Annotated in this window: 25 protein-coding genes; 13 read left to right on the top strand and 12 right to left on the bottom strand. The window is 68.3% G+C overall.

Annotation, left to right across the window (positions count from 1 at the left end):
* Positions 1 to 6: 6 nt before the first annotated feature.
* Positions 7 to 1,284 (bottom strand): cytochrome P450, encoded by a 1,278-nt coding sequence (locus FR943_RS15280; protein WP_217158637.1) that lies wholly within the window; start codon positions 1,282 to 1,284, stop codon positions 7 to 9.
* 175 nt (positions 1,285 to 1,459) lie between these two features.
* Between FR943_RS15280 and FR943_RS15275 the strand changes: the two genes are divergently transcribed.
* Entirely contained in the window at positions 1,460 to 1,948 is a 489-nt protein-coding gene (locus tag FR943_RS15275; RefSeq protein WP_217158635.1) for a hypothetical protein, read from the top strand.
* Here FR943_RS15275 and FR943_RS15270 read toward each other — a convergent pair.
* Positions 1,929 to 2,363 carry a DUF6188 family protein gene (locus FR943_RS15270; RefSeq protein ID WP_217158632.1) on the bottom strand — a complete coding sequence of 145 codons (435 nt, stop codon included), beginning with the start codon at positions 2,361 to 2,363 and terminating at the stop codon, positions 1,929 to 1,931. The two genes, FR943_RS15275 and FR943_RS15270, sit on opposite strands and share 20 nt — an antisense overlap.
* Before the next feature lie 142 nt (positions 2,364 to 2,505).
* Here FR943_RS15270 and FR943_RS15265 point away from each other — a divergent pair, with 142 nt between their 5' ends.
* The gene (locus FR943_RS15265; protein ID WP_217158630.1) at positions 2,506 to 2,997 is read left to right on the top strand and encodes a disulfide bond-forming protein DsbE; all 492 of its coding nucleotides are present in this window, start codon (positions 2,506 to 2,508) and stop codon (positions 2,995 to 2,997) included.
* A 7-nt stretch (positions 2,998 to 3,004) separates the two neighbouring features.
* Complete coding sequence (locus FR943_RS15260) at positions 3,005 to 3,901, top strand: cytochrome c biogenesis CcdA family protein (RefSeq protein WP_217158629.1); 897 nt, start codon at positions 3,005 to 3,007, stop codon at positions 3,899 to 3,901.
* On the opposite strand, the gene FR943_RS15255 is transcribed toward FR943_RS15260, so the two are convergent.
* Positions 3,853 to 4,074 carry an Rv3202a family protein gene (locus FR943_RS15255; RefSeq protein ID WP_217158628.1) on the bottom strand — a complete coding sequence of 74 codons (222 nt, stop codon included), beginning with the start codon at positions 4,072 to 4,074 and terminating at the stop codon, positions 3,853 to 3,855. The genes FR943_RS15260 and FR943_RS15255 overlap by 49 nt on opposite strands.
* Before the next feature lie 65 nt (positions 4,075 to 4,139).
* On the bottom strand, positions 4,140 to 4,562 hold the full coding sequence (locus FR943_RS15250) for an acyl-CoA thioesterase (RefSeq protein WP_308170568.1): 423 nt from the start codon (positions 4,560 to 4,562) through the stop codon (positions 4,140 to 4,142).
* A gap of 64 nt (positions 4,563 to 4,626) precedes the next feature.
* Between FR943_RS15250 and FR943_RS15245 the strand changes: the two genes are divergently transcribed.
* From FR943_RS15245 to FR943_RS15235, 3 genes are all read left to right on the top strand, one after another.
* On the top strand, positions 4,627 to 5,574 hold the full coding sequence (locus tag FR943_RS15245; RefSeq protein WP_217158626.1) for a threonine ammonia-lyase: 948 nt from the start codon (positions 4,627 to 4,629) through the stop codon (positions 5,572 to 5,574).
* 156 nt (positions 5,575 to 5,730) lie between these two features.
* On the top strand, positions 5,731 to 7,230 hold the full coding sequence (locus FR943_RS15240) for a DUF7159 family protein (RefSeq protein WP_217158625.1): 1,500 nt from the start codon (positions 5,731 to 5,733) through the stop codon (positions 7,228 to 7,230).
* Positions 7,231 to 7,411: 181 nt separating this feature from the next.
* A complete protein-coding gene (locus tag FR943_RS15235) occupies positions 7,412 to 8,191 on the top strand; it encodes a L,D-transpeptidase (RefSeq protein ID WP_217158624.1) in 780 nt (259 codons plus the stop codon).
* On the opposite strand, the gene FR943_RS15230 is transcribed toward FR943_RS15235, so the two are convergent.
* The 3 genes from FR943_RS15230 to FR943_RS15220 are packed head-to-tail and all read right to left on the bottom strand — an operon-like array spanning position 8,175 to position 10,384.
* The gene (locus FR943_RS15230) at positions 8,175 to 8,828 is read right to left on the bottom strand and encodes a sterol desaturase family protein (protein WP_308170567.1); all 654 of its coding nucleotides are present in this window, start codon (positions 8,826 to 8,828) and stop codon (positions 8,175 to 8,177) included. The genes FR943_RS15235 and FR943_RS15230 overlap by 17 nt on opposite strands.
* A complete protein-coding gene (locus FR943_RS15225) occupies positions 8,825 to 9,562 on the bottom strand; it encodes a FadR/GntR family transcriptional regulator (RefSeq protein WP_217158623.1) in 738 nt (245 codons plus the stop codon). Before FR943_RS15225 ends, FR943_RS15230 begins: the two co-directional genes overlap by 4 nt.
* Positions 9,563 to 9,610: 48 nt before the next feature.
* Entirely contained in the window at positions 9,611 to 10,384 is a 774-nt protein-coding gene (locus tag FR943_RS15220) for a helix-turn-helix domain-containing protein (protein ID WP_217158622.1), read from the bottom strand.
* A 97-nt stretch (positions 10,385 to 10,481) separates the two neighbouring features.
* On the opposite strand from FR943_RS15220, the gene FR943_RS15215 reads away from it, so the two are divergent.
* The gene (locus FR943_RS15215; RefSeq protein ID WP_217158620.1) at positions 10,482 to 10,805 is read left to right on the top strand and encodes a hypothetical protein; all 324 of its coding nucleotides are present in this window, start codon (positions 10,482 to 10,484) and stop codon (positions 10,803 to 10,805) included.
* Here FR943_RS15215 and FR943_RS15210 read toward each other — a convergent pair.
* Complete coding sequence (locus FR943_RS15210) at positions 10,759 to 12,006, bottom strand: cytochrome P450 (protein ID WP_217158618.1); 1,248 nt, start codon at positions 12,004 to 12,006, stop codon at positions 10,759 to 10,761. The genes FR943_RS15215 and FR943_RS15210 overlap by 47 nt on opposite strands.
* 206 nt (positions 12,007 to 12,212) lie before the next feature.
* Between FR943_RS15210 and FR943_RS15205 the strand changes: the two genes are divergently transcribed.
* Positions 12,213 to 12,806 (top strand): hypothetical protein, encoded by a 594-nt coding sequence (locus FR943_RS15205; RefSeq protein WP_217158616.1) that lies wholly within the window; start codon positions 12,213 to 12,215, stop codon positions 12,804 to 12,806.
* Between the two features lie 2 nt (positions 12,807 to 12,808).
* On the opposite strand, the gene FR943_RS15200 is transcribed toward FR943_RS15205, so the two are convergent.
* The 3 genes from FR943_RS15200 to FR943_RS15190 form a co-directional block, all read right to left on the bottom strand.
* A complete protein-coding gene (locus FR943_RS15200) occupies positions 12,809 to 15,034 on the bottom strand; it encodes a molybdopterin-dependent oxidoreductase (RefSeq protein WP_217158614.1) in 2,226 nt (741 codons plus the stop codon).
* Positions 15,031 to 15,606, bottom strand: a complete 576-nt coding sequence (locus FR943_RS15195) for a TetR/AcrR family transcriptional regulator (RefSeq protein WP_217158612.1) — start codon at positions 15,604 to 15,606, stop codon at positions 15,031 to 15,033. The genes FR943_RS15200 and FR943_RS15195 overlap by 4 nt, the downstream gene beginning before the upstream one ends.
* A 142-nt stretch (positions 15,607 to 15,748) precedes the next feature.
* Positions 15,749 to 16,879, bottom strand: a complete 1,131-nt coding sequence (locus tag FR943_RS15190; protein WP_217158610.1) for a nitronate monooxygenase — start codon at positions 16,877 to 16,879, stop codon at positions 15,749 to 15,751.
* A 221-nt stretch (positions 16,880 to 17,100) separates the two neighbouring features.
* Between FR943_RS15190 and FR943_RS15185 the strand changes: the two genes are divergently transcribed.
* On the top strand, positions 17,101 to 17,865 hold the full coding sequence (locus FR943_RS15185) for an HAD family hydrolase (protein WP_217158608.1): 765 nt from the start codon (positions 17,101 to 17,103) through the stop codon (positions 17,863 to 17,865).
* Here the strand turns inward: FR943_RS15185 and FR943_RS15180 are convergent.
* Entirely contained in the window at positions 17,862 to 18,938 is a 1,077-nt protein-coding gene (locus tag FR943_RS15180; RefSeq protein ID WP_217158606.1) for an NAD(P)H-dependent amine dehydrogenase family protein, read from the bottom strand. The genes FR943_RS15185 and FR943_RS15180 overlap by 4 nt on opposite strands.
* A gap of 102 nt (positions 18,939 to 19,040) precedes the next feature.
* Between FR943_RS15180 and FR943_RS15175 the strand changes: the two genes are divergently transcribed.
* The 4 genes from FR943_RS15175 (at position 19,041) to FR943_RS15160 (ending at position 24,261) form a co-directional block, all read left to right on the top strand.
* Positions 19,041 to 19,778 carry a glucose 1-dehydrogenase gene (locus FR943_RS15175; protein WP_217158604.1) on the top strand — a complete coding sequence of 246 codons (738 nt, stop codon included), beginning with the start codon at positions 19,041 to 19,043 and terminating at the stop codon, positions 19,776 to 19,778.
* A 195-nt stretch (positions 19,779 to 19,973) separates the two neighbouring features.
* On the top strand, positions 19,974 to 22,730 hold the full coding sequence (locus tag FR943_RS15170) for a glycoside hydrolase family 2 protein (RefSeq protein WP_217158922.1): 2,757 nt from the start codon (positions 19,974 to 19,976) through the stop codon (positions 22,728 to 22,730).
* Positions 22,731 to 22,739: 9 nt separating this feature from the next.
* The gene (locus FR943_RS15165; RefSeq protein ID WP_217158602.1) at positions 22,740 to 22,964 is read left to right on the top strand and encodes a hypothetical protein; all 225 of its coding nucleotides are present in this window, start codon (positions 22,740 to 22,742) and stop codon (positions 22,962 to 22,964) included.
* A gap of 28 nt (positions 22,965 to 22,992) precedes the next feature.
* On the top strand, positions 22,993 to 24,261 hold the full coding sequence (locus tag FR943_RS15160) for a competence/damage-inducible protein A (protein WP_217158601.1): 1,269 nt from the start codon (positions 22,993 to 22,995) through the stop codon (positions 24,259 to 24,261).
* Positions 24,262 to 24,404: the final 143 nt, after the last annotated feature.

The raw sequence follows: 24,404 nt of genomic DNA, 5'->3' as shown, positions 1-24,404 counted from the left end.
AGGCGTTCACGTGGTCCAGGCCACCGGCAGGCGCTTGATGCCGTGGATGAACGACGACTGCAACCGGTCGGGCTCCTCGGTGGCGGCGATGTCGGGCACTTGCCGGTGCAGCTCCTCGAACGCCACCGTGATCTCACGGCGGGCCAGGTTCGCCCCGAGGCAGAAATGTGCACCGCCACCGCCGAATCCGAGGTGCGGATTGGGGTGGCGCGTGACGTCGAACAGCCACGGGTCGGCGAACTTCGACTCGTCGCGGTTGGCCGACCCGTACCACAGGGTCACCTTGGCGCCGGCGGGCAGCGATGTCCCGCCCAGCACGGTGTCCCGGGTGACGGTGCGGCGCATGTAGCTCACCGGAGACGCCCACCGCACGATCTCCTCGACCGCGGTGGGGGCCACCTCGTCGTATCGCGACCACCACGTCTGGCGCTGTTCCGGGTAGCGGCTCAGCGCCAGGACGCCGTGGCTGATGGCGTTGCGGGTGGTCTCGTTGCCGGCGACCACCAGCAGGATGAAGAACGAGGCGACCTCGGCCGAGGTCAGCCGCTGACCGTCCACCTCGGCCTGGACCAGGCTGGTGGTCAGATCCTCGGTCGGCGCGGCCCGGCGCTCGTCGGCCAGGTCGGTCGCGTAGCCACCGATGTCCATGGCCACCTGGAGGAACTCGTCGAAGTCGGTGGTCAGATCCGGGTCGCCGAACCCCAGGATCACGTTGGTCCAATGGAAGATTCGCTGATGGTCGGGTTCGGGGATGCCCATCATGTCGCAGATGATCTGCAGCGGTAGCGGCCCGGCGAGCTCGCCGACCAGATCGGCGGTGCCGTCGGGATTGCGGGCGATCATCTCGGTGACCAGCCGGCGGGCCCGAGCACGAACCGAATCCTCGATCAGGGCCACCACCCGCGGCGTGAACGCGCTCCGGACGATGTTGCGCAGCCGGCTGTGCCGCGGATCGTCCAGCACGATCATCGAGCCGAAATATTCGGCCAATTCCGGGGTTTGGTCGCCGATGGTGATTCCCGACGCCGAGCTGAAGATCTCGGGATGGCGGCTGGCGTGGAACACGTCGTCATACCGGGTCACCGCCCAGTGGCCGTGACTTTCGGGAATGCCGTCCAGAACGCAGGCCGGCTGGTAGGACACCGGGGCGTCGCGGCGGAGCGCCGCAAATGCCGCATCCCGAAGATCGTCGTCCTCGCGCCAGAACCGCCAGGACCCGAGTTCGGCGGCCGAGCACGGTACGTCAGGTGGAGGCGCTCCGTTGACGCGTGGTGCGATGCCCATGCCGCCAGGGTAGATCCGGTTTCGGCGGGGCAACGGGTAACGCCGGGATCCGCGGCCGCGATACCCCACAGGGGTGCACGTCACGCGGCTCGCGCAGGAGCCGGTCGGCAGGCGTTGCGGCGCCGGACCATTGGGGGATGGCCGGCGCCGGGTCACGACCCGAGGAGATTCAGCAATGACACTGACCAAGTTCGTGGCGACGGCGTTGACCCTGGGCGCGTTGGGAGTGGGCGCGGCCGGCCTGACGGCACCGGTGGTCTCGGCGGAGCCGCTCGCACCGGCCCCGCTGCGGCCCGGGGCGGGCCACGACGACTGCTTCCCGTTCTGCGACCGCGGCCCCGGTCGCGATTTCGACGACCGCGGCCCCGGTCGCGATTTCGACCGTGGCCACCGGGACGACCGTGGGCCCCGGGGCGACCGCGACCGCTGGGACGACAAGGGCCCGTGGTGGGCCAACAACCGACACGACTGGTGGGACGACCGTCAAGGTCCGCCACCGTGGGGCTGGGGTCCGCCGCCGCCGCTGCACTGGCACGGCGGTCCACTGCCGCACACCGTGAACTACTGGGGTTACAACTTGAACCCCGTGTGGGACAACGGGTTCCGGCAGTGGGGGGTCTGGCTTTTCGGTGTCTGGGTGCCGATCATCGGGGTGGTGGGCTGACCTCGGTCGCCTCGTCGCGGTCATCCTGATCGTGCCGGACGACGCGCACCCGCCCGTGTGGTAGGCAGGCGGCGTAGCCGTGGTACTTGCCGTACAGCTCCCACGAGGTGCGGTGCTCGTCGGGCCGGACGTCGATACGGTGACCGTCGGAGAAACACAGGTGCAGGCTGCCGTTGTCCTCCCAGTCGGCGTGCGTGCAGCGTTGTCCGGCGAAATCGAACAGCGGACGGACCTCGTTGCGCATTGCCTGCGGGTCGATCGCCACCACCTCGGCGTCGTCGGTGCCGATCGCCGGCAGGGTCAGCTCCAGCGGAACCGAGATGACCAGTTCGTTGTAGTCGTTGAGGTTGAGCACCAGGCCTTCACGAAACGTGATCCGCTGGACCAAGCACCCTTGAATCCATTGCTCGCTCATTTTCTCACTCTGGACCGCCCGGGCACCGGGCACAAGAGGCGCAGCCTCGGCGGATCAGGATGAACCAGGTGGTGTCGAACGCCGTGTTACCGGGTATGCGCATGCCGAACGGGTGCTGCGCCCTGAGCCCGAGGAGACTGCCATGAGGGTCCTATCCCGCCTTGCCGGCGTGCTGTCCGCGGTGGCCATGATGTTTGCCCTGGTCGCCGCACCGACAGCGGCTGCCGACGATCGGCTGCAGTTCACCGGGACCACCCTGTCCGGCGCCCCGTTCGACGGGTCCAGCCTGGCCGGGCGGCCCGCGGTGCTGTGGTTCTGGACACCGTGGTGTCCGTTCTGCAACGCCGAGGCACCGTCGGTGAGCCAGGTGGCCGCGGCAAACCCCCAGGTCAGCTTCGTCGGTGTGGCGGCGCACTCCGATGTCGGGGCGATGCAGGGTTTCGTCGACAAGTACCACCTCAACTTCCCGAACCTGAATGACGCCGACGGATCGATCTGGGCGCGTTACAACGTCCCGTGGCAGCCCGCCTACGTGTTCTACCGGGCGGACGGGTCATCCACGTTCGTCAACAACACGACCTCGGCCATGCCGCAGCAGGAACTCGCCGATCGGGTCGCGGCGCTGCAGGGCTAGCCACGCGGTGCCCGACAATCTGGTGGGGTTGGCGTTCGGCGCCGGCCTGGTCGCGGCGCTGAACCCGTGTGGCTTCGCCTTGCTGCCGGGGTACCTCGCGTTGGTGGTGCGGGGCTCGGCACCGCGGGGGCCGCTGACGGCCGTGGCGCGGGCGTTGGCTGCCACGTTGGTGATGACCACGGGTTTCGTCGCGGTGTTCGGCGGCTTCGGTCTGCTGACGGTCGCCGCGGCGAACACCGTGCAGCGGTATCTGCCCTACGCCACGTTGGTCATCGGCGTGGTGCTGGCCGTCCTGGGCTGCTGGTTACTGGCGGGCCGCCGGCTCGGATTGCTGATACCCCCGGCGGTGTCGGCACGCACCGGCTGGGCGCCGACCGCACGGTTGGGTTCGATGGCCGGCTACGGCGTGGCCTACGCCTTGGCCTCGCTGTCGTGCACCGTCGGCCCCTTCCTGGCGGTCACCGGCGCCACGCTGGGCTCGGCGCACCGGACGGCGGTGTTCGCCGCGTATGCGGGCGGCTTCGGCCTGGTGGTCGGGGTACTGGCGGTGGCGACGGCGCTGGCCGGCGCCGCCGTGATCGACCGGCTGCGGACGATCGTCGGGTACCTCAGCCGGATCAGCGGCCTGCTGTTGATCGTAGTAGGCGCCTACGTCGCCTACTACGGCTGGTATGAGATTCAATTGTTCAGTGCCGCAGGCGGTCCGGAAGATCCGGTGCTTGCCGCCGCCGGGCGTCTGCAGGGCACCCTGGCCGGCTGGGTGCACCGGCACGGCGCGTGGCCGTGGCTGCTGGCGTTGTCGGTCCTCGGCGCGGCGGGCCTGGCCTGGCGGGTGGCGGTCCGCGCGTCGACGGCTCAGCGATCGAAGTCGGACTCGTCGTCGAGTGGCACCACGATGGCCTGATCGATCAGATCCGCCTCGGTGGCCTCGGCGGTGGGCGAGATCCGCACCCGCCGCAGATCCGAGAGCGCGTCGTCCTCGTCGTCGACACCCACCGGGACCAGTTGCTCGACGACATCGGCCTCGGGGGCGTCATCGAACCCGGCCTGGAGGCCGTCGTCGCTGATGTCCGTCATGTTCGTCCCCCTCACGCCACCGGTGAATCGTCCACTGGCGATTGTGCTACCTGCGAAGTGGTGTTTCAACGTGGCGCGACGGAACCGAGGGCTCCGCGCACGGAGTCCGGAACCGGTCGCTTCGACCAGTCGGTGGAGGACACCACGACGTAGACGTTGCGGCCGTGGACCCGTGGTGATTCGTGCCCGTCACCATCGGTGCCGAGCACGGTGAATCCCATGGTGAAGCTCGTGGTCCCGATGTGCTCAGACCGCACGGCGATTCGCACCGTCTCGCGCCACCGCACCGGCGCCTGGAAGTCGATCTCGGTGTGCACCACCTGAATGTCCAGACCGGCCGCGGCCAGATCGGGAAAAACCACCCCGAGATGGTCGAACAGTCCGGTGCACGCCTCGTCGAACCAGGTCAGGTAATGACCGTTGAACACCACACCCTGCTGGTCGACCTCGGCGTAGCGCGGAACGATGCCGAAGCTGTACTGGGTCACGTGGTACTCCAACGTCGGGCGGCCGTGTCGCCTCACGTTGATACCACGGGCAACAATGGTGTTCGTGAAGCTGGTGACCATCGACGACATCGACGCCGCAGCCCGGCGGATCGCCACCGACGTCGTGCGGACACCGCTGCTGCCGGCCCGCTGGGCGGATCCGCACCGGCCCCTGTGGCTCAAGCCGGAGAACCTGCAACCGGTCGGCGCATTCAAGATCCGGGGGGCGTTCAACGCGCTGGGCACCCTCGCCGCCGACGTGCGGGCCGCCGGGGTGGTCACGTATTCCAGCGGCAATCACGCGCAGGCGGTGGCCTACGCGGCCGCGGCGTACGGGGTCGCGGCCCACATCGTGATGCCCGAGGACACCCCTGCGGTCAAGGTGCAGGCCACCCGGGCTCATGGCGTGCACGTGGTGTTGTGCGGTGCCGGACAACGTGAATCGGTGGCCGCCGAGCTGGTGCAGCAGACCGGCGGGGTGTTGGTGCCGCCGTTCGACCATCCCGATGTGATCGCCGGCCAGGGCACCGTGGGGCTGGAGATCGCGCAGGATCTGGCCGAGGTGGCGGCGGTGCTGGTGCCGATCAGCGGTGGTGGGTTGGCGTCCGGGGTCGGCACCGCCATCCGGGCGCGGTGTCCGCAGGCCACGGTGTTCGGTGTGGAGCCCGAGCTCGCCGCCGACACCGCCGAGAGCCTGGCCGCCGGTCACCTGGTGGACTGGCCGGTGGCCCGGCGCAACCGCACGATCGCCGACGGGCTGCGCGCAACGCCCTCGGAGCTGACGTTCGCCCACCTGCAACGCGTGATCGACGAGGTGATCACGGTGTCCGAGGTCGAGATCCGTTCTGCGGTACGAGAACTCGCAGAGCGGGCGCACCTGGTCGCCGAACCCAGCGGTGCCGTGGCGTTGGCCGGCTATCGCAAGGCGGCAACACCACCGGGACCCACGGTCGTGGTCGTCTCGGGCGGAAACATCGCGTCGGGGCTGCTGGCCGAGATCCTGGCCGGGTGAGCAGCCGCCCCGGGTGCACACCGGCCCGGCGCACACACCGGTGTGCGCAGCCGGGGCAAACTGGTGATTCACCGATGTCCTGGCTGTTTTGCGGCACAGCACATTTGGTGAACGTTCGGTCGTGGTGTGCTGTCGATAGGGCGGGGGAGCGCCACGATGCCACCCGGTAATGTCACTGCGAAACGCAGTGCGGCCGGCCGCGCCGGTGGCGGCCGCAGCTTCGAGGGGGTGCATGTGGAGGCGGTGCTCGGTGTTTCGATGACGCCGTCTACCGTGGGCCTGGTTCTGGTGGAGGGCCACGATGCCGACGGAGCGACCGTCGAACACGACGCCTTCGACATCCGCGGGCATTCGTCGTCGGGAACCGACGAGATCTGCAATCAGGTGGTCGCCGCCGTCCAGCGCACCGAAAAGTCTGCCGCCGAGCAGGGCCTGCAGCTGAGCACGATCGGGGTGACCTGGGGCTCGGGTGTGGGTGCCGAGGCGGCGGTGCTGTTGAAAAAGCTCACCGACGCCGGATTCGGCGATGTCGTCCCCGTCCGGTTGCCGCAGGCCACCGACGCCCTGGCCCGCCGGGTGGCCGGAATCGTCGGGTTCGACACCACGGGTGTATGTGTGCTGGAACCCGATGTCGTGCAGGCGATGACGGTCGGCGCCCAGGATCCGATCCAGACCAGCGTCAGCCGTGGCATCGAGACGGTGGGCGGTCTGACCGAGTGGCTGTCGGGCATCTTCGACAACGCCGAACCCCGCCCGGATGCCCTGGTGGTTGTCGGTTCCGCAGTCGACTTGGACGCCGTGCTGCCGAAATTGGAACAGGCCCTTTCGGTTCCGGTGTTCACCCCGGCCGAGCCCGGCCTGCCCCTGGCCAGGGGTGCGGCGTTGGCTTCGGCCCAGCGCGGACTGCGCACCTTTACCGACCAGGGCGCGGCCTCGGACGGGCGGCGTTGGCCCCCGGCACAATTGACGCCGCTGGCGGTGCTGGTGGGCGGCGTGCTCGCGTTCGCGGTGTCGCTGTGTGTGGCGGTGGGTCAGCAGCTCCTGCCGGGATCGGAGCAGACGCCACATCGCCCGTCCCGGCCCGAGGTCAGTACCTGGGGGGACTCGGCTTCCGTGCACCCGGCGCCGGCGGTGGTCGTCCCGGCTCCGGCGCCGAGCACATCCCAGGTGCCGTCGGCGCTCGAGTCGGTGGTGCAGGAGGAATCGTCGGCCCCCGTCTTCGATGAAACCGTGGACGAGGCGCCCGTCGTCAGCGACACCGGGGTCGACGAAACAGTCGGTGCGCCAACGGATGCCACCGATGCGGCGGGTCTGCCGCCGGATCAGATGATGCCGCCGGAAGCGTTTCCCGCTGAGCCGCAACCGCCTTCGCCCGATCCCGCGCTCGCCGAGTCGCCACCGCCGGATGCGCCGCCCGGTCCCGAGGATCCGGGGCTGACGCCTCCCCCCACGGAGGCCCTCCCGGTGCAGACGCAGGCCGCCGAGGTCGCCCCGCCGCCGGCCGAGCAGGTGCCCCCGCCGCCGGCCGAAGAGGTGCTCCCGCCGCCGGCCGAGCCGAGTCCGCCGGAGAATCCGCCGCCGCCCGAACCGGCCGATTCAGCCGAACCGGCGCTGCCCATACCCGATCCGCAGGCGCCCCCGGCCGCGACCCCGTGAGGTGCGGAACCCGCCATCTGTGACGTTGCTGAGGTGCGGCTGCCTGCCCTCCTGAAACGTTCGGGGGCAGCCGGTCGATGAATTCACCATGGGTAACTCACCGCGCCGCTGCCCACCCCACGGCAGGGCCGTCACGCTGCGCCTAAAAGGTGCACTCGAGGCAAGCGCCTACACTGGTGGAATGCTGAGCGCCCCTTCGTCGTCATCCGGATCGGTTCGAGCGTCGGTACTGAAAGTGTTTGCGGCGATTGGTGTCGTCACCTTGGCCGCCGCGAGCCCGGTCAACGTCGCAGCTGCAGCGGTGAGCACGCCTGCGCCGGGCGCCACGATCGAGCCTGCCGGCGGTTCGGTGGTCGGCGTCGCCATGCCGTTGACGGTGACGTTCGACAACCCGGTGACCGACCGCGACGCGGCGCAGCGCAGCCTGCGGATCGACTCGCCGGTGACTCCGAGCGGCACGTTCAGCTGGCTCAGCGACGACGTGATGCAGTGGCAGCCCGATCAGCTCTGGCCGGCCCATTCCACGATCTCGGTGACTGCGGGCGGCGCCAAGACCAGCTTCGAGACCGGCTCCGAGGTGCTCGGGGTGGCCGACATCGACGCGCACACCTTCACCGTCAGCATCGATGGTGAAGTGGTCCGCACGATGCCGGCGTCGATGGGCAAGCCGAAGCATCCGACGCCGACCGGCACCTTCACTGCGTTGTCCAAAGAACCTGTGGTGGTGATGGATTCGCGTACCATCGGCATTCCGCTGAGTGACCCCGAGGGCTACAAGCTGACCGTTTACGATGCGGTCCGAGTGACCTGGGGCGGCGTGTACGTGCACGGCGCACCGTGGTCGGTGGGGTCACAGGGCTATGCCAACGTCAGCCACGGGTGCATCAATCTGAGCCCGGACAACGCCGATTGGTACTTCAACACGGTGAATCTGGGTGATCCCATCATCGTGCGGGCATAGTCGCATGCAGGTTTCTCGACGTCGGTGAGGTGGTGACCGTCGCCGGATCCGGCGCGGTCCGCAGCACCCGATCTGCCGTTCCGGCGGTGGTCACCGTGAACCAGTAGTGCTCGTTCTTGTAGTGATGCTGGCGGTGGTTTCGCCAAATCGCCCGGTATACACGGGTCTTCGGCTTGTAATCGGTGTGGATCAGATAGTGGCACCATTCGTAGCCCAGGCCCAGGGCGGTCAGAAACGACAGGAACGTCAGGCCCAGGCCGGGTCGGGGGAAGGCCAGCAGCGCCACGGCCACCGCGACGGGCAGGATCCACAGCAGTGCAGGCCAGGGGATGAAGATCAGCGGGATCGCGCGTGGGTCGACGTGGTGTCGGCGGTGATCGCGGGCGAGCCGGGAATCCAGCCTGATCGGCCCCAACGTTCTTGGCCGCCAGTGCAGTACGAACACGTGCACGATCCACTCGAAAAACGGGAACACCGCGAGCATGGCCACCGGTACCAGCAGGTCGGTCAGCTGCCAGTCGCCGGCATGGCCGCGGGCGGTCAGGCTGAAGACAAGCGCGGTGCCGAGCATCCAGGGGGACGGGTGGCGGGCGAATTCGCGCGCCGTGTCCGCCAGGGTGATGTTGTTGCGCGTCACCGGCTTTCCTCTGCCACGGTGACTTCCAGGACGGCGAGCGCGGCCAGCAGCGCATCGGTGGCCGGCTGCAGCAGATCCTGCGCGGCCCGGCGGGCCCCGGCCGGATCCCCGTTGCCGATGGCCTCGGCGACCCGGCGGTACGCCTCGGGGTGTCCCACCTCGGCGGCCATCATGGTGGCCAACGCCGGCAGCGCGGGTTCGTAGGTCTGTCGCAGCGTGTTGTACATCAGGCGGAATGCGATCGAATCCGCCCCGTCGACAACCTGGTCCCAGAAACCGAGTGCCTGACGCTGTTGGGCCACCGGGTCCGATTCGGCGGACAGGGCGTCCACGGTCCGGCCGAGTTGGTCTGCCAATCCGGGCTGGGCCCGTAGGGCGGCCAACTCGGCCACCTTGGGGCCGTTGTGCAGGCGGGTTTCCAGGATGCTGCGGACCACGCTCACGTCGAGGTCGCCGCCGCGCAGCAACAGTCTGGGCAACAGGTCCAGGCCGGCGTGCTTGCGGAAATCCCGCACCGTGGTTGCATCGCCCTGGCGAACCTCGATCAAACCGGCCTCGGTGAGCCGTTTGAGCGCCTCGCGCACGGCCGGCCGGGACACTCCGAGCACCTCGGCCAGTCGCCGCTCGCTGGGCAGGGCTTCGCCGGGCTGCATCTGGCCGCTGAGGACCTCGCCGGCGATCTGTTCGAAGACGTCCTCGGGGACTGAGCGGCGGTTCACCGGTTGTAACGCCATGCCGCCATGCTGCCCGCTGATCGGTAAGAGGTCAAGTGGTAAGACCAGTTAACGCAGCGCTGCCGCAGTCTGCCCGTCGGCGGGCAGGAATGCCTCGATGCTCAATTCCGCGGCCGTCAGATCCAGCGCGGTGCCGAACGTGGTGACGGTGCTCAGGAAGGTCAGGACGGTGCCGTCGGCGCCGGTCAACTCCAGCGGAACCACCACCCCGCCGAGGTCGCGGACCGGTTCCATGCCGCCCGGGTAGGACTCGATCTCGCCGAGCAGCTCGGCGAGATCGGCCGATCCGCTCACCGCGACCTCGCGGCGCAGCCGGCCGATCAGATGATGTCGCCATTCGGCCAGATTGCGGATCCGCGGCGCCATACCCTCGGGATGCAGTGTGATGCGCAGTGCATTGGGTTGTGCCAGCAGGTGTTCGGCCACTCCGTCGAGCAGGATGGCCGCACCTTCGTTGGCCTGCAGCAGATTCCAGTTGCGATCAACAGCTACGCAGGGAAAAGGATTGTAGGCGGCCAAGACTCGCTGCACGCCGTCGCGCACGCCGGACATCTCCGGATCGTCCAGTGTGCGCTCGGCGTACAACGGTGCCAGCCCGGCCGCCAACAGTAGCCGGTTCTGTTCTCGCCGCGGCACATCCAATGCCGCGGCCAAGCGCAGCACCATGGTCCGGCTCGGCACCGAACGGCCGGTCTCGATGAAGCTGAGATGACGCGCCGAGATCTCAGCCTCGTTGGCCAGATCCAATTGGCTGATCCGGCGGCGCAACCGCCAGTCCCGCATCAATGCGCCGATCGGTGGCCGGGTCCCCGCAGTCGTCATCAACCGAGTTTCGCGCACTGCCGCTCCGGCGGCCACTACCTCCAGGGTAATTGCCGCGATTACCCCGGTGCTTCACCGTGGAGCACAGGAGGTAACCATGAGCGCCAACACCCCCGGCCCCCGGTCGATCCCACGCTGGCTGCACTTTGTCCTGGCTGCCGATCGGGCGGGGTCGGCAGCCTACGTCGGAACCGGCTTTTTCTTCGCGCCGATTCTCGCGGTGACCTCGCCGTGGCCGGCGCTGACCACCGTGCTCTGGATCGCGATCGGCCTTGCCGGCCTGTGGCTGGGCCTGCTCGGCATCGCGATGGCCACCGGCCTGTCGATGGTGCTGCGGTCGAATACCGTAATCCCAGAAGACTATTGGCGATCCATCATCGATTATCCGAGTGTCCGCGGTAATCCACCCGCCAATGTTTGATGCCGTTCAGCCAGCCCGAGCGGAGTCGTTCGGGTGCCGAAAGCGGCGTCAGATCCGGCATCCCGTCGGCGATCGCGTTGAAGATCAGGTCGATCGTCATCCGGGCCAGGTTGGCGCCGATGCAGTAGTGCGCGCCCGTTCCACCGAACCCCACGTGCGGGTTCGGGTCCCGCAGGATATTGAAAGAGTAGGCGTGTTCAAAAACGTCCTCGTCGAAGTTCGCCGAGCGGTAGAACATCACCACCCGCTGACCTTTCCGGATCGACACACCGGACAGCTCGGTGTCCTCCAGTGCGGTGCGCTGGAATGACGTGACCGGTGTGGCCCACCGGACGATCTCGTCGGCGGCGGTCCCCGGACGCTCCCGCTTGAACAGCTCCCACTGCTCAGGATGATCGGCGAAGGCCATCATTCCCTGCGTGATCGAGTTACGGGTGGTCTCGTTACCGGCCACCGCGAGCAGGATGACGAAGAAACCGAACTCGTCGTCGGACAGCTTGTGCCCGTCGACATCGGCCTGCAGGAGGGTGGTGACCAGATCGTCGCCGGGGTTCTTGGTGCGCTCTGCCGCCATCTGCATCCCGTACATGATCAGCTCGGCCGAGGCGCCGATCGCGTCGTTGGCGGCGAACTCGGGATCCTGGTCGCCGACCATCTGATTGGACCAGTCGAACAGCTTCTTGCGGTCCTCCTGAGGGACGCCCATCAGCCCCGCAATCGCCTGCAGCGGCAGTTCGCAGGCCACCTGCTCGACGAAATCGCCCGAGCCTTCGGTGGCCGCCGTCTGCACGATCGCGCGGGCCCGCTCGGCCAGATCGGCGCGCAGGCGTTCGACGGCGCGCGGGGTGAACGCCCGCGAGACGATCTTGCGCAGGTGCGTGTGGTGCGGCGCGTCCATGTTGAGCAACACGTACTTGCCCTGATCGATCTGCTCCCGGCCGGCGCCGTCGCGGTACCGCGGCAACGCGGTCTTCTCCTGGCTGGAGAACACCTCGCTGCGCAGGGACACCTCTTTGACGTCCTTGTGTTTGGTGACCACCCAGAATCCGCCGTCGTCGAAGCCGCCTCGGCCCACGGGTTGTTCGTTCCACCAGATCGGCGCCACCCGGCGCATCAGCGCCAATTCGCCGACGGGCAGTCGTTCGGCATAGATATCGGGATCGGTGAAGTCGAATCCGGGCGGGAGATTGAGGGTCGGCATGGCGCGGGGGCTCCTCACGACGACGCGGTGTAGTGGCGTAAGCCCATTGCTACACCACGGGTGACGTCCGTCTCAGCAGGTTCGCCGAAACTCTCACCACCATGGTTGGAACGTGTTCGCCTGCCGGCGCCCGCGCGGACGACGCGCGACAACCATGCACTCCGCGTTAACATCTGTCCCTGGAGTTGCAGCGAGAGGTCTACCGCATGAGTGTCGACGTTCGAAGGTTTGTGTCCGTGCTGGCGTGCTGCGCATCGGGTCCCGCCGTTGCGTTGTTGGTCGCCGCGGCGGCGTCGGCGGATCCCGCCACGCCGGGCGGGCCGTCGTCAACCGATCCGGCGCCCGCCCCCGCGGCTCAAGCCGCCCCTGGGCCGCAGGCCGCGTCGGCGGTGCAGAATGCGGCAGGCGGTCCGGCAGCGGCGCAGGCCGCGCCCTCGGCCGGCACCCCGCACCTGCCGAGCCCGGACGCACTGCCGCCGGGATCGACGATGGATCCCACCGGGCAGGGCAATGAGACGCCCAACCTGAGCTATCTCAAGGATCTGTGGCATGCCGTGCAGAGCCAGGAGATCAGCGGCAAGGAGGCCTTGATCCTCGGGCTCGCCCAGCGCGGCATGAACACGCCGGTGCCAGGTCAGGCCCCGGGCCCGAATGTGCCGGTCACGCCGGAGGCACCCGCAGCGGGTCCCGGCGCACCGGTGCCGGCCGCACCCGCCGAGCCTGCCGCGCCGGCCGTTCCGCCTGCGCCGGCTGCCGCACCCGCCCCGGCCGATGCCCCCGCGCCGGCGCCCCTGCCCTGAGGTCAGGCCGGCTCGATGCGGGCCGGTACATGCTTGTGCCACGGCGTTCCGGCGTAGTGGTCGCGCCATTCGGTCGACGTGAGCGAGTTGGGAGCCACACCCGGCACCAGGACCTCGCCGCCGTCGCGGTAGTCCAGACCGTAGCCGTTCGGCAGCGCGGCATGCCCGGGCAGCATGGCGTCGCTGATCTCCACGCTGGCCTCGGCACGGCCGGCCGGGGTGGTTACGATGGCCCGGCCGCCATCCACCAGTCCCAGCGCGGCGGCGTCGGTGACACTCACCCGCAGCGCCCCGTCGCGGTCGCGTTTGCGCCAGGCGGGGTCGCGGAAGATGTCGTTGGCGGTGTAGGCCCGGCGCTCACCGGCTGACAGCACGATCGGGAAGTCGACCGTGGTCAGCGGCGCCCGCTCGGCGCGCAGCGCGGCGATCTCCTCGATCAGTTCGGGGATCTCCAAGGCGATCTTGTGATCGGGATGCTCGATCAGCCCGAAATCGTCGGCGTACTCGTGCACGGTGAAGGTGATCCCCGACGGACTGGCCAGGATCGCCTCGAACAGGGCGTTGCCGTCGGCGTGCCCGGCCCGCTGTACCGCATCTGGATAGGTGATCGCGGCCTTCTGAGCCAGGCCCCACAGCGCGGCGGCGCCGGCCAGCCCTTCGGGCAGGGTGGGCCCCAGCGTCTCGTACAGGACATGGGGCAGCACCCGGGTCAGCGCCGGGTTGGCGGCCACCGCGCCGAAGAACGCGGCGGCGAACGCCGGCAACCCGTCGCGGGCGGCCCGGCGCAGCGGCCGCAGGTCGTCCTCGTCGACCACCCCGAGTGCGCGCACCAGTCGGGCCCAGATCTCCGGTTCGGGCAGGGTGCCCTCGAGCGGTTCGAACAACCGGTGCCGCAGATGGAACGTGTTGTGCGGGAACTCCAGGTTGAAGAACGTCGCCTCGGCCTTCTCGAACTGGCTGGCGGCGGGCAGCACGTAGTCGGCCAGACGCGCGGTCTCGGTCATCGCCACGTCGATCACCACGAGCAGTTCCAGTTCGGCCAGCGCCGCACGGACCGCGGCAGAATCGGCCACCGAATGCGCCGGGTTGCTGCTCTCCACGATCATCGCCCGGAACCGGTCGGGATGGTCGGTGTGGATCTCCTGCGGCACCACGTTGCTGGGCACCAGACCCGCGATGATGGGAGCTCCGGTCACCGGGGTGCGCCCCACCCCGGACTTTCCGAACAGTGGTGCGAACGTCGAATGCAGGTGCTGTGCACCACGTTTGGCGAAATTCCCGGTGAGGATCCACAGCAACTTGTCGAGGTACGAGCACAGTGTGGAGTTGGGGGCCTGCTGGACACCGAGATCTTCGAACACCGCGGCGCTCGCCGCGCCCGCGATCCGGCGCGCGGCCGCGCGCAGCAGGTCCTCGTCGACGCCGCACCGGTGCGCGTAGTCGGTGATGTCCACCTCGGCGAGGACGGACCGCACCGCGTCGACCCCGGTCACATGCTCGGCGAGAAACGCTTCGTCACAGAGCTTTTCCTGCACCAGCACTGCGGACAGCGCGGTCAGACACCAGGCGTCGGTGCCCGGGCGTACGCGTAGATGGAAGTCGGCCATCTTCGCGGTGTCGGTGCGGACCGGGTCGATCACGATCATCGCGCGGGCCGGGTCGTTGGCGATCTCGTTGAGCACCACCCGCGCCCGCGGGAAACTCTGTGACATCCACGGGTTCTTGCCGACGAACACCGACACCTCGGCGTGCTCGAACTCCCCGCGGGTGTGCCCGCCGTAGAGCTGGGCGTCCACCCACGCCTCACCGGTCTTCTCCTGCGCCAGCGCGTTCGAACGGTACCGGGAGCCAAGGGATTTCAGAAATGAGCTGCTGTACGCGCCGCCCAGGTGATTGCCCTGTCCGCCGCCGCCGTAGTAGAAGATCTTGTCGCCCCCGTGTTCTCCGGCGATGCCGCGGAGCTTCTCGGCGATCTCGGTGATGGCGGTGTCCCAGTCGATCTCCTGGTAGCTGCCGTCGTCGCGGCGGCGCATCGGGGAGGTGAGCCGGTTGGCATTGTTCTGGTAGTGGTCCAGCCGCAGCGCCTTGTTGCACGTGTAGCCGCGGGAGGCCGGATGGTCCTTGTCCCCGCGGATCTTGGTCAGTGCGCGGTCGTCGACCTGAACCACGATGCCGCAGTTGCACTCGCACAGGATGCAGGCGGTGTGCTGCCACGCCTCGACGGTCATGCCGCTGTTCCTTCCGTGAGGAGGTCACGCAGCCGGCCGTGAATGAGGTCCAGCGGTGTGACGTCACGGGTGGCGCGGGCGACGATCACGGCCCCCTCGACGGCGGTGGTGATCACCATGGCCAGTTCCCGTGCGCGTTGCTCGTCGGCACCGTCGGCTCGTAGCCGATCGGCGATCAGCGCGGTCCATCGGGTGAACGCGGCCCCGGCGCGTTGCAGCACCGGGTCCGCGGAGTCGGTGGCGTCGGGGGAGCCGGCCTCCACCGCGACCGCGACCACTGGGCAGCCGGCCCGGAAATCGGACTCCAGCAGTTGTGTGCGGAACCCGGCGATCATCCCGTCGAACAGCGCCACGGCGCTGTCGGCCCGGGCCAGCCGGGCCGCGATCTGGTCACTGGCGTAGTCGATCGCCTCGCACAGGAGTTGGGTGCGGCCGCCGGGGAAGTGGTGGTAGGCCGAGCCGCGGGGGGCACCGCTGTGTGCCAATACGTCGGCGATCGCGGTCGGGTGCGCACCGCGTTCTCGAATCAGCAGGGCCGCCGAGGCCACCATGCGTTCGCGTGGACCGGTCATCTCGATGCCCTTTCTCGAAGAGTTATGTATGTAACCCTACATACTCCGGACTGGGACCGACACCCCGGCAAACGATGCCCAGAACAGACGAAAGGCTGCGAGATCGTCAGATCTCGCAGCCTTTCGCCGATTCGGTCCGCAGCTACACGCCGGCAGCCTCATTCAGTTCGTTGAGGGTGCCCGACGCCTCCAGGTACTCCTGCACCCAGCGCTCGATCACCGCGGCGGTCTTCTCCACCTTCTCGAACTGGCCGACCACCTGGCCAACCGGGTTGAAGGCCACGTCCACGGTCTCGTTGGGGTACTTGTGCGTGGCGGCCACCGCCATGCCGGAGACCATGTACTGCAGCGGCATGCCGAGTGGCTTCGGGTTGTCCGGGTTTTCCCAGGCCTCGGTCCATTCGTTACGCAGCATCCGGCACGGCTTGCCGGTGAACGACCGGCTGCGCACGGTGTCGCGGCTGGAGGCCTTGGCGTAGGCGGCCTGCTGCACCGGGGTGTTCTCGGCCTCTTCGACCATCAGCCACTGCGAGCCGGTCCAGGCGCCAGCGGCGCCCATCGCCAGCGCCGCGGCGATCTGATAGCCGCTGCCGATGCCGCCGGCGGCGAGCACCGGACGCGGCGCCACCTCCTTGACCACCTGCGGCCACAGCACGATCGAGCCGACCTCGCCGCAGTGTCCACCGCCTTCGCCGCCCTGCGCGATGATGATGTCGACGTCGGCGTCGGCGTGCTTGCGGGCTTGGGCCGGAGAACCGCACAGCGCGGCCACCTTCCGGCCGGAGTCGTGGATCATCTTGATCATGTCGGCCGGCGGCGTGCCGAGGGCGTTGGCGATCAGGGTGACCTTCGGGTGCTGCAGCGCGATCTGGACCTGTGGAGTCGCGGTCGCCTCGGTCCAGCCCAGCAACTGCAGTGCGTTGTCACCGCTGTCGTCGACGGGGACACCGTGGTCGGCGAGGATCTTGCGGCCGAACTCCAGGTGCTCCTGGGGTACCAGGGACTGCAGCATGCCCTTGAGGTCGTCGGCGGACATGTTGGCGTCCATGCCCTCGTACTTGTTGGGGATCACGATGTCGACACCGTAGGGATGATCGCCGATGTGCTCGTCGATCCAGTTGAGCTCGATCTCGAGCTGTTCGGGAGTGAATCCGACAGCGCCGAGCACGCCGAAGCCGCCGGCCTTGCTGACGGCGACCACGACGTCACGACAGTGGGTGAAGGCGAAGATCGGGAACTCGATTCCCAATTCGTCGCAGAGTGCGGTGTGCATTCGGCGCTCCTTGTGCTGGGCGGTATGGGTGATGGGCGTGTGTTGGGTGTCCTCGGCCGATCGTGCGGCTCGGACAGAAATGAAACGTGTTCTAGTTTAGTACCCCGCTCGGCCTTTGCGGGGCCGGACCCGGCAGATTTGCCGGGAACCGGCTACGAACGACAGTTCGCCGCGCACCGCCCGAGTGGCCGCGTGTCGGGGCAACTTGGTCTACTGAGCACATGGGCCGCACGTTGTCGCCACCCGAATCCCTCGAAGAGATCGGGGCGGGCCCGGGTGGCGCGCAGGTCGGGGTGTTCTTCGACCTGGACGGCACGCTGGTGGACGGCTTCACTGCGACGGCGCACGCCGGTCATCGCATCCGGCGGCGGCAGGCCGCCGTCGGCGAGATCCTCGGCATCGTCGAAGCCTCGGTGCGCTACCGCATCGGACGGATGCCCTTCGAACGGTTTCTGGTCCGGGCGGCCGGGTACCTGCGCGGTGAATCCCTGGACGAACTCGACGAGTTGGGGGAGTACCTGTTCGAGAGTCGGATCACCCAGCGGGTGTACCCGCACATGCGTGAGGTGGTGCGCCGGCACCAGGACCGTGGACACACCGTGGTGTTGAGCTCGTCGGCGCTGACCATCCACGCCCATCCGGTGGCCCGGCACCTGGGCATCGACCACGTGCTGTGCAACCGTTTTCAGACTGACGCGCACGGCCTGCTGACCGGCGGCGTCGTCGAGCCCATCATCTGGGGTCCCCGGAAAGCCGCTGCGGTGCAGGACTTTTGCCAGGCGAGGCAGATCGACCTGGCGGACAGCTATTTCTATGCCGACGGGGACGAGGACGGCGCCCTGATGCGGTTGGTGGGTCATCCCCGGCCGGTCAACCCGCGGCCCGGGCTGGCCGCGGCAGCCACCGATCACGACTGGCCGGTGCTCATCGTGCCCCGTCCGGGCGGCCGGCGCTGGAGCGACCTGCGGCTGCGGCCCGGCGCCTAACCCAGCTGGTACAGGCCCTTGCCGGTGACCAGCGGCAGGTCCAAGGTGGTGCGGATGCCGGGCGCGGCGGCCACCACGTCGGGGATGGCGTTCACGATCCGTCCGGCCGCCGCCACGATCGCGGCGTGGTTGTGGTCGCCCTTGCGGCTGGTGGGGCAGATGTCGACCACGTAGGAAGGTTCGCCCACGATCTCGACGCGGTAGGAGCCGCCGGGTTGGGCCGGCTGCGCCCAGTCCGGCCGCAGGTCCGCACGCACCCGGGTGACGTGTTCGACGACGATCGCCGGCTTACCGCCGACCATGCCGTTGATCTGGAAGCGCATCGCCGCCACCGTGCCCTTGGCGATGACGCCGGTCGCGACCTCGATGTCCTCGGGCGCGGGCTCCAACTCGTAGTGCTCGGTGATGTCTTCGACTTCGACTCCCAGTCCGGCAGCGAGCATCCGGATCGCGGTCCCCCAAGCGGCGCTGAGGATTCCGGGCAGAAACAGCATTCCGGGCTGGTCGATCGGGTTGCCGAATCCCATGACGATCGACATCACCTCGGTGCCGTCATAGGTGGCGTAGTCGGCGATCTCCATGGTCTTGATCTGATCGACGCGCTGACAGGTACCGGCGATCGCGAACGGCAGCAGGTCGGTGGCGAACCCGGGGTCGACGCCGGTGATGAACACACTTGAATTACCCGCCTGGGCAGCTTCTTCGACCCGTGCGATGGCCTTCTCCGGCATGGCACCCCAGGGGAATTGCAGGCCGCCCGGGGCCGAGCCGACCACATTGATCCCGGCGGCCAGTGCGGCCATCACATCGCGGGTGGCTTCCACGGGCCGGGTGTCACCCATCGCGCAGTACACCAGGCAGTCCGGTTTGGCGGCGATTGCGGCATCGATGCCCAGCGTGGCGGTGACCCCGGTGACGCCGCCCAGCCCGGCCAGTTCGCCGGCGTCCAGGCCGACCTTCGCCTCGGTCGAGGTGCCCACGGCGACGAGTTCGAACCGGGGGTCGTCGATGAGCTGGATCAGGGCCAACCGGCCGCAGTTTCCGGTGCCGACGATCGCCACGCGAATGGCCATACAGGTCTCCTCAAGGTGTTCGGTCCAATCGCAGTATGCCGATCCGGCGCCGAAATTGGAACAGGTTCTAATTTCGCGCTGCAGGCGGTAGCCTCACCCGTCATGGGACGGGTAGACGGAAAAGTGGCACTCATCAGTGGCGGCGCGCGGGGTATGGGCGCAGAGCACGCCCGGGCACTGGTCGCAGAAGGGGCCAAGGTCGTGATCGGGGACATCCTCGACGACGAGGGCAAGGCACTCGCCGCTGAACTCGGCGATTCGGTCCGCTATGTGCACCTCGATGTCACCGACGAAGACCAGTGGAACGCCGCGGTGGAAACCGCCACCTCAGAGTTCGGCCTGCTCAATGTGCTGGTGAACAACGCCGGGATCGTCGCGCTCGGCCAGATCGGCAAATTCGACATGGCCCAGTGGCAGAAGGTCATCGACGTCAACCTGACCGGCACCTTCCTGGGCATGCAGGCCAGCGTCAAGGCGATGAAGGCCGCAGGCGGCGGCTCGATCATCAACGTCTCCTCGATCGAGGGACTGCGCGGCGCGGCCATGGTGCACCCGTATGTCGCCTCCAAGTGGGCGGTGCGCGGTCTGACCAAGTCCGCGGCCCTGGAGCTCGGTTCCAAGCAGATCCGGGTCAACTCCATCCACCCGGGCTTCATCCGGACCCCGATGACCGAGCACTTCCCCGAGGACATGCTCAGCATCCCGCTGGGCCGGCCCGGACAGCCGGACGAGGTGTCCACCTTCGTGGTGTTCCTGGCCAGCGATGAATCCCGCTACGCCACGGGTGCCGAGTTCGTCATGGACGGCGGCATCGTCAACGACGTGCCGCACAAGCTCTGACCGCCCGTTCGGAAAGCGCACCGGCCCGCGGGCCACGGCACACCTCACGGCAGAATGAGCCGATAGGGCATCGACTCTCCAGTATCCGGTGCCGTACCGGTCGTTGAGGAGTTGTCCATTTCTGCCCGCAATCGTCGCGCAGGCCCCGGCTTTCGGGCCAGGATCGTGGGGTTTGTCCTCGCCGCCGGGTTGGTGATGGCACTGTGCGTCGCCGATTTCCCGCCGTTCGCCCGGCCGGAGCCGCCGTCGGGACGTATCGAGTTGGCACAGGGGTGGCAGCTGGCGTCGGCGCGCACCGTCACCGCCGACGGTGCTGCGCTGTCCACCCCCGGTGCGGTGGACGCGGACTGGCACGAGATCAGGACCATGCCTTCCACCGTGCTGGCGGCGTTGCAGGATGACGGCACCTACCCAGACCTCTATGTCGGGGACAACCTGGCCGACGTGCCCGACGACCTGTTCCGTCAGGACTGGTGGTACCGCACCAGCTTCACCGCGCCGGCGGGGAGCTCCAGCTATCGGCTCGAATTCCCCGGCATCAACTACCGGGCCGAGGTCTGGCTCAACGGCACGATGATCGCCGGCAGCTCGCTGCTGGTCGGGATGCACACCACGCACGAGATCGACGCCTCGCCATGGGTCATCCCCGGCGGGCCCAACACGCTGGCGGTCAAAGTGACCCCCGAGCAGTCGCTGCAGGACATCGACGGTGTCGAACTCGCCGACAGCTGGTGGGATTGGCTGAACTGGAATCGCATCGGCTACCAGGGCCCGGGCCGCAACCCGTTGCGCGGCAATTCCTATGTGCCCGACCGTAATGCGGGCATCTTCAAACCGGTTTACCTGAGCTATTCGGGTGCGGTGGTGCTCAGCGACCCGATGGTCACCTCGGAGTTGCCGCTGCCCGCCACGGACAGCGCCCGCCTGACGGTGTACTCCGACATCCGCAACACCGCTGCGGTGCCGATGCGCGGTGTGGTGCGGGCCCGGATCAGCCGGCCGGGCAAGCCGACCGTCTCGGTGGATCAGCCGGTCAGCTTGGCGCCGGGGGAGAAGCGTGAGATCAGGTTCGCTCCGGACACTTTCGCGGCGCTGCGGGTCGACGGCCCCGACCTGTGGTGGCCCTACACCATGGGCGAGCCAAACCTGTACGACCTGCGGTTGGAGTTTCTGCGCTACGGCAGGCCCACCGACACCGTGGATTCCCGGTTCGGCATCCGCTCGGTACAACAGCACCGCGACAACGACGAGCAATACCCCGACCTGGGCCGCGGCGGCAGCTTCTACCTGACCGTCAACGGACGTGATTTCCTGGTCCGGGGTGCGGCCTACACGCCGGACCTGTTGTTCTCGCACGACCCGCAGCGGGAGGACGCCATCCTGGGCTATGTCCGCGACCTCGGGCTGAACATGCTGCGGCTGGAGGGAAAGTTCCCGGGCGACAACATCATCGAGCGAGCCGACGAACTGGGTATTCCCCTGATGTACGGCTGGATGTGCTGCAACCAGTGGGAGAAGTGGTGGCAGTGGGACGACGAGGACCGGCGGGTGGCCGGCGAGAGCATGCGCTCGCAGATCCATTCGCTGCGTGGACATCCGTCGGCGTTCCTGTGGGCCAACGGCAGTGACGGCAAGCCGCCGGCCCCGGTGCTCGACCGCTACCACGACATCCTGCGCGAGTTGCACTGGCCCAACACGGTTGTCGACACGGTGTCCTCGCTGGCCCGCGACGCCGACGGGGAACCGGACTGGGACGGCATCCACATGGCCGGCCCGTACACCTGGCGCCCGCCGAGCTACTGGTTCAGCGGCCGGTATCAGGCCACCCGCGGCTCCAACGCCGAACAGGGCGACAACGAACACATCCCGCCGTTCGCCAGCTTGCGGAAGTTCATCCCGCCCGACAAGCTCTGGCCGATCAACGAGGCCTGGTACTTCCACGCCGGGGCCAATCCCAGCAACGCCGCGCTGGAGAGCATCCGCACCGCGGTGGTCCAGCGCTACGGGTCATCGCGTGGCGCAGAGGAATTCGCCCGCAAAGCGCAACTGGCCCACTACGAGTCCACCCGCGCCCAGTTCGAGGCGTTCGCCGCCGGCGGATGGGACAACCACAAGATGACCATCTACTGGATGCTCAACAACCACTGGCCGTCGTTCTTCGGGCACCTCTTCGACTACTACCTGCGCCCCGGTGGCGCCTACTACGGGGCCAAGAAGGGGCTGCGCCCGCTGTCGGTGGTGTTCGACTCATATGCCACCGGCGATCACGACACCGCCCAGGTATCCGTCGTCAACCAGTCTCCGCAGGAGCGGACCGGCCTGCGGGTGCGGGTGCGTACGTACGACCTCGCCGGCCGGGTGCGTGACGACCGCGGCGCCGACGTACCGGCGGTGCCGTCCAACGGCGTGGTGCCCGGGTTGACGCTGCCCCGGTTGGCCCCCGATTCACCGGTGCTGTTCGTCCGCTGCGAACTGCTCGACGAGAGCGGTGCCGTCGTCGCCGACAACACCTACTGGCAGTCGCAGCACCTCGACGACGTCGGCCCACCGGGCAACGACCAGGCTTTCGATCTGGTGCAGAGCAGCTGGGCGGACCTGACCCCGCTCAACACCATGGCACCGGCACCGCTGCAGGTGACGGCGCACCGGACCGAGGCGGCCGACGGCGAGGCCGGCGTGCTGATCCGTCTGCACAACCCGGGCCGCCATATCGCCTTCTTCGAACGCGCCGAGGTCACCACCACCCGCGACGGCGACGAGATCCTGCCGATCGAGTACTCCGACAACTACGTCACGGTGTATCCGGGCGAGACGGTGGAGCTGACCGGCACGGTGGCCGAATTCGGGCGGTTACCGTCTTCGGGCACCGCCCGCGTGCCGAACTGGGTCCGGGTCAGTGGCTACAACAGTGCGCCGACGGTGGTGCCGATCGACCAGCGGGCCCGACGCTAGGATCGACCGATGACCACAACCGATGAGCGCCATGAGCTCGGCCAGGTGGCCGAGAGCGTCGGATGGCTGCACCGTGACGTCGACCGGGTGGATGTCTACCAGCGTGGTACCCAACGGATCAGGGTGGTGTGGCAGGGCGCCGACAAGATCAGCGGGGCCACGCTGTACCACGACGACATCATGACCACCTACACCCGCGACCTGGCGACGCTCACCGGGTGGCTCAAGCGCTGAGGTCGCGCCGCTGCGTAGTGTTCACAGGGTGAGTGCACGCGCAGGCATCGTCGTCACCGGAACCGAAGTTCTCACCGGCCGGATCCAGGACCGCAACGGTCCGTGGCTGGCCGATCAGCTCCTCGAGCTCGGGGTCGAGCTGGCCCACATCACCATCTGCGGGGACCGTCCGCAGGACATCGCCGCGCAGCTGAGATTTCTGGCTGCCGAAGGTGTCGACCTGATCGTCACGAGCGGTGGCCTCGGGCCGACTGCCGACGATCTCACCGTCGCGACCGTTGCCGAGTTCTGCGGCCGCGAACTGGTCCTCGACGAGGCGATGGAGGAGCGCATCGCCGCCATCCTGCGCAGGCTGATGGGTGACCGCCCCGGCGTCGACTTCGACGCGGTGCGGGCTGCCAACCGCAAGCAGGCCCTGGTACCCGTCGGTGCCGAGGTTCTCGAACCCGTCGGCACCGCGCCCGGCGTGATCGTCGGGGGCAGCCCGACGGTGCTGGTGTTGCCGGGCCCGCCCCGCGAGTTGCAGGCGATGTGGCCGGCCGCGCTGGCCACCGAGGCTGTGCAGCAAGCGATTTCGGGTCGCACCCGGTATCGCCAGGAGACGGTGCGGATGTTCGGCCTGGCCGAGTCGGGTCTGGCCGAGACACTGCGCGAAGCCCAGGGCTCGATCCCCGGGTTCGACGCTCTGGAGATCACCACGTGCCTGCGCCGGGGTGAACTCGAGATCGTCACCCGTTACGAACCAGACGGTGCGGATGCCTATCGGGAGCTGCTGGCCCTGCTGCGCGAGCGGCACGCCACGGCGCTGTACTCCGAGGATGGCAGCACGGTGGACGAGCAGGTGGCCGCGCTGTTGGCCGGGCGCTGGATCGCCACCGCGGAATCCTGCACGGCCGGTCTGCTGGCTGCACGGTTGGCGGACATCCCCGGCTGCTCGGACTACTTCCTCGGCGGTGCGATCACGTATTCGAACGAGGCCAAAGCCGAACTGCTCAACGTGGATCCGGTACTGATCGCCGAGTACGGTGCGGTGTCCGAACCGGTGGCGGAATCGATGGTCACCGGTGCGCTGCACCATTTCGGCGCCGACACCGCGGTGGCGATCAGCGGTATCGCCGGACCGGGCGGCGGCACGCCGGACAAGCCGGTGGGCACGGTGTGCTTCGCGGTCCGGGCCGGGTCGGTGGCGATCACCCGCACCCTGCGTCTCCCCGGCAATCGATCCGACATCCGGGAACGGGCCACCACGGTGGCGATGCACCTGTTGCGCCGAGCCCTTGCCGGGGTCGACGACTGACGTCGACCAACTGAGTTTGGCAGTTGCCAGGCATGTGTTTGCCCGCCTGGTGAGCGACAGTGCAGATCTCTTCGAAAAACGTTGCTGGGCTGGACAGTCACGAGTATTATCGAACATGTGTTCGAATTGCTTGATCGGCCGGT

The organism is [Mycobacterium] fortunisiensis, from assembly GCF_019050325.1.
Taxonomy (GTDB): Bacteria; Actinomycetota; Actinomycetes; order Mycobacteriales; family Mycobacteriaceae; genus Mycobacterium; species Mycobacterium fortunisiensis.
Note: the sequence above shows the minus strand (reverse complement) of the source record. Positions and strands in the feature narration are given on the sequence as shown.

Coding starts and splice junctions, on each gene's coding strand:
- FR943_RS15240 (WP_217158625.1), top strand. CDS start 5,731: ATGCCACCCGGTAATGTCACTGCGAAACGCAGTGCGGCCGGCCGCGCC.
- FR943_RS15265 (WP_217158630.1), top strand. CDS start 2,506: ATGAGGGTCCTATCCCGCCTTGCCGGCGTGCTGTCCGCGGTGGCCATG.
- FR943_RS15175 (WP_217158604.1), top strand. CDS start 19,041: ATGGGACGGGTAGACGGAAAAGTGGCACTCATCAGTGGCGGCGCGCGG.
- FR943_RS15200 (WP_217158614.1), bottom strand. CDS start 15,034: ATGACCGTCGAGGCGTGGCAGCACACCGCCTGCATCCTGTGCGAGTGC.
- FR943_RS15195 (WP_217158612.1), bottom strand. CDS start 15,606: ATGACCGGTCCACGCGAACGCATGGTGGCCTCGGCGGCCCTGCTGATT.
- FR943_RS15280 (WP_217158637.1), bottom strand. CDS start 1,284: ATGGGCATCGCACCACGCGTCAACGGAGCGCCTCCACCTGACGTACCG.
- FR943_RS15170 (WP_217158922.1), top strand. CDS start 19,974: ATGGCACTGTGCGTCGCCGATTTCCCGCCGTTCGCCCGGCCGGAGCCG.
- FR943_RS15255 (WP_217158628.1), bottom strand. CDS start 4,074: ATGACGGACATCAGCGACGACGGCCTCCAGGCCGGGTTCGATGACGCC.
- FR943_RS15270 (WP_217158632.1), bottom strand. CDS start 2,363: ATGAGCGAGCAATGGATTCAAGGGTGCTTGGTCCAGCGGATCACGTTT.
- FR943_RS15190 (WP_217158610.1), bottom strand. CDS start 16,879: ATGCACACCGCACTCTGCGACGAATTGGGAATCGAGTTCCCGATCTTC.
- FR943_RS15275 (WP_217158635.1), top strand. CDS start 1,460: ATGACACTGACCAAGTTCGTGGCGACGGCGTTGACCCTGGGCGCGTTG.
- FR943_RS15220 (WP_217158622.1), bottom strand. CDS start 10,384: ATGACGACTGCGGGGACCCGGCCACCGATCGGCGCATTGATGCGGGAC.
- FR943_RS15210 (WP_217158618.1), bottom strand. CDS start 12,006: ATGCCGACCCTCAATCTCCCGCCCGGATTCGACTTCACCGATCCCGAT.
- FR943_RS15165 (WP_217158602.1), top strand. CDS start 22,740: ATGACCACAACCGATGAGCGCCATGAGCTCGGCCAGGTGGCCGAGAGC.
- FR943_RS15180 (WP_217158606.1), bottom strand. CDS start 18,938: ATGGCCATTCGCGTGGCGATCGTCGGCACCGGAAACTGCGGCCGGTTG.
- FR943_RS15205 (WP_217158616.1), top strand. CDS start 12,213: ATGAGTGTCGACGTTCGAAGGTTTGTGTCCGTGCTGGCGTGCTGCGCA.
- FR943_RS15215 (WP_217158620.1), top strand. CDS start 10,482: ATGAGCGCCAACACCCCCGGCCCCCGGTCGATCCCACGCTGGCTGCAC.
- FR943_RS15235 (WP_217158624.1), top strand. CDS start 7,412: ATGCTGAGCGCCCCTTCGTCGTCATCCGGATCGGTTCGAGCGTCGGTA.
- FR943_RS15225 (WP_217158623.1), bottom strand. CDS start 9,562: ATGGCGTTACAACCGGTGAACCGCCGCTCAGTCCCCGAGGACGTCTTC.
- FR943_RS15185 (WP_217158608.1), top strand. CDS start 17,101: ATGGGCCGCACGTTGTCGCCACCCGAATCCCTCGAAGAGATCGGGGCG.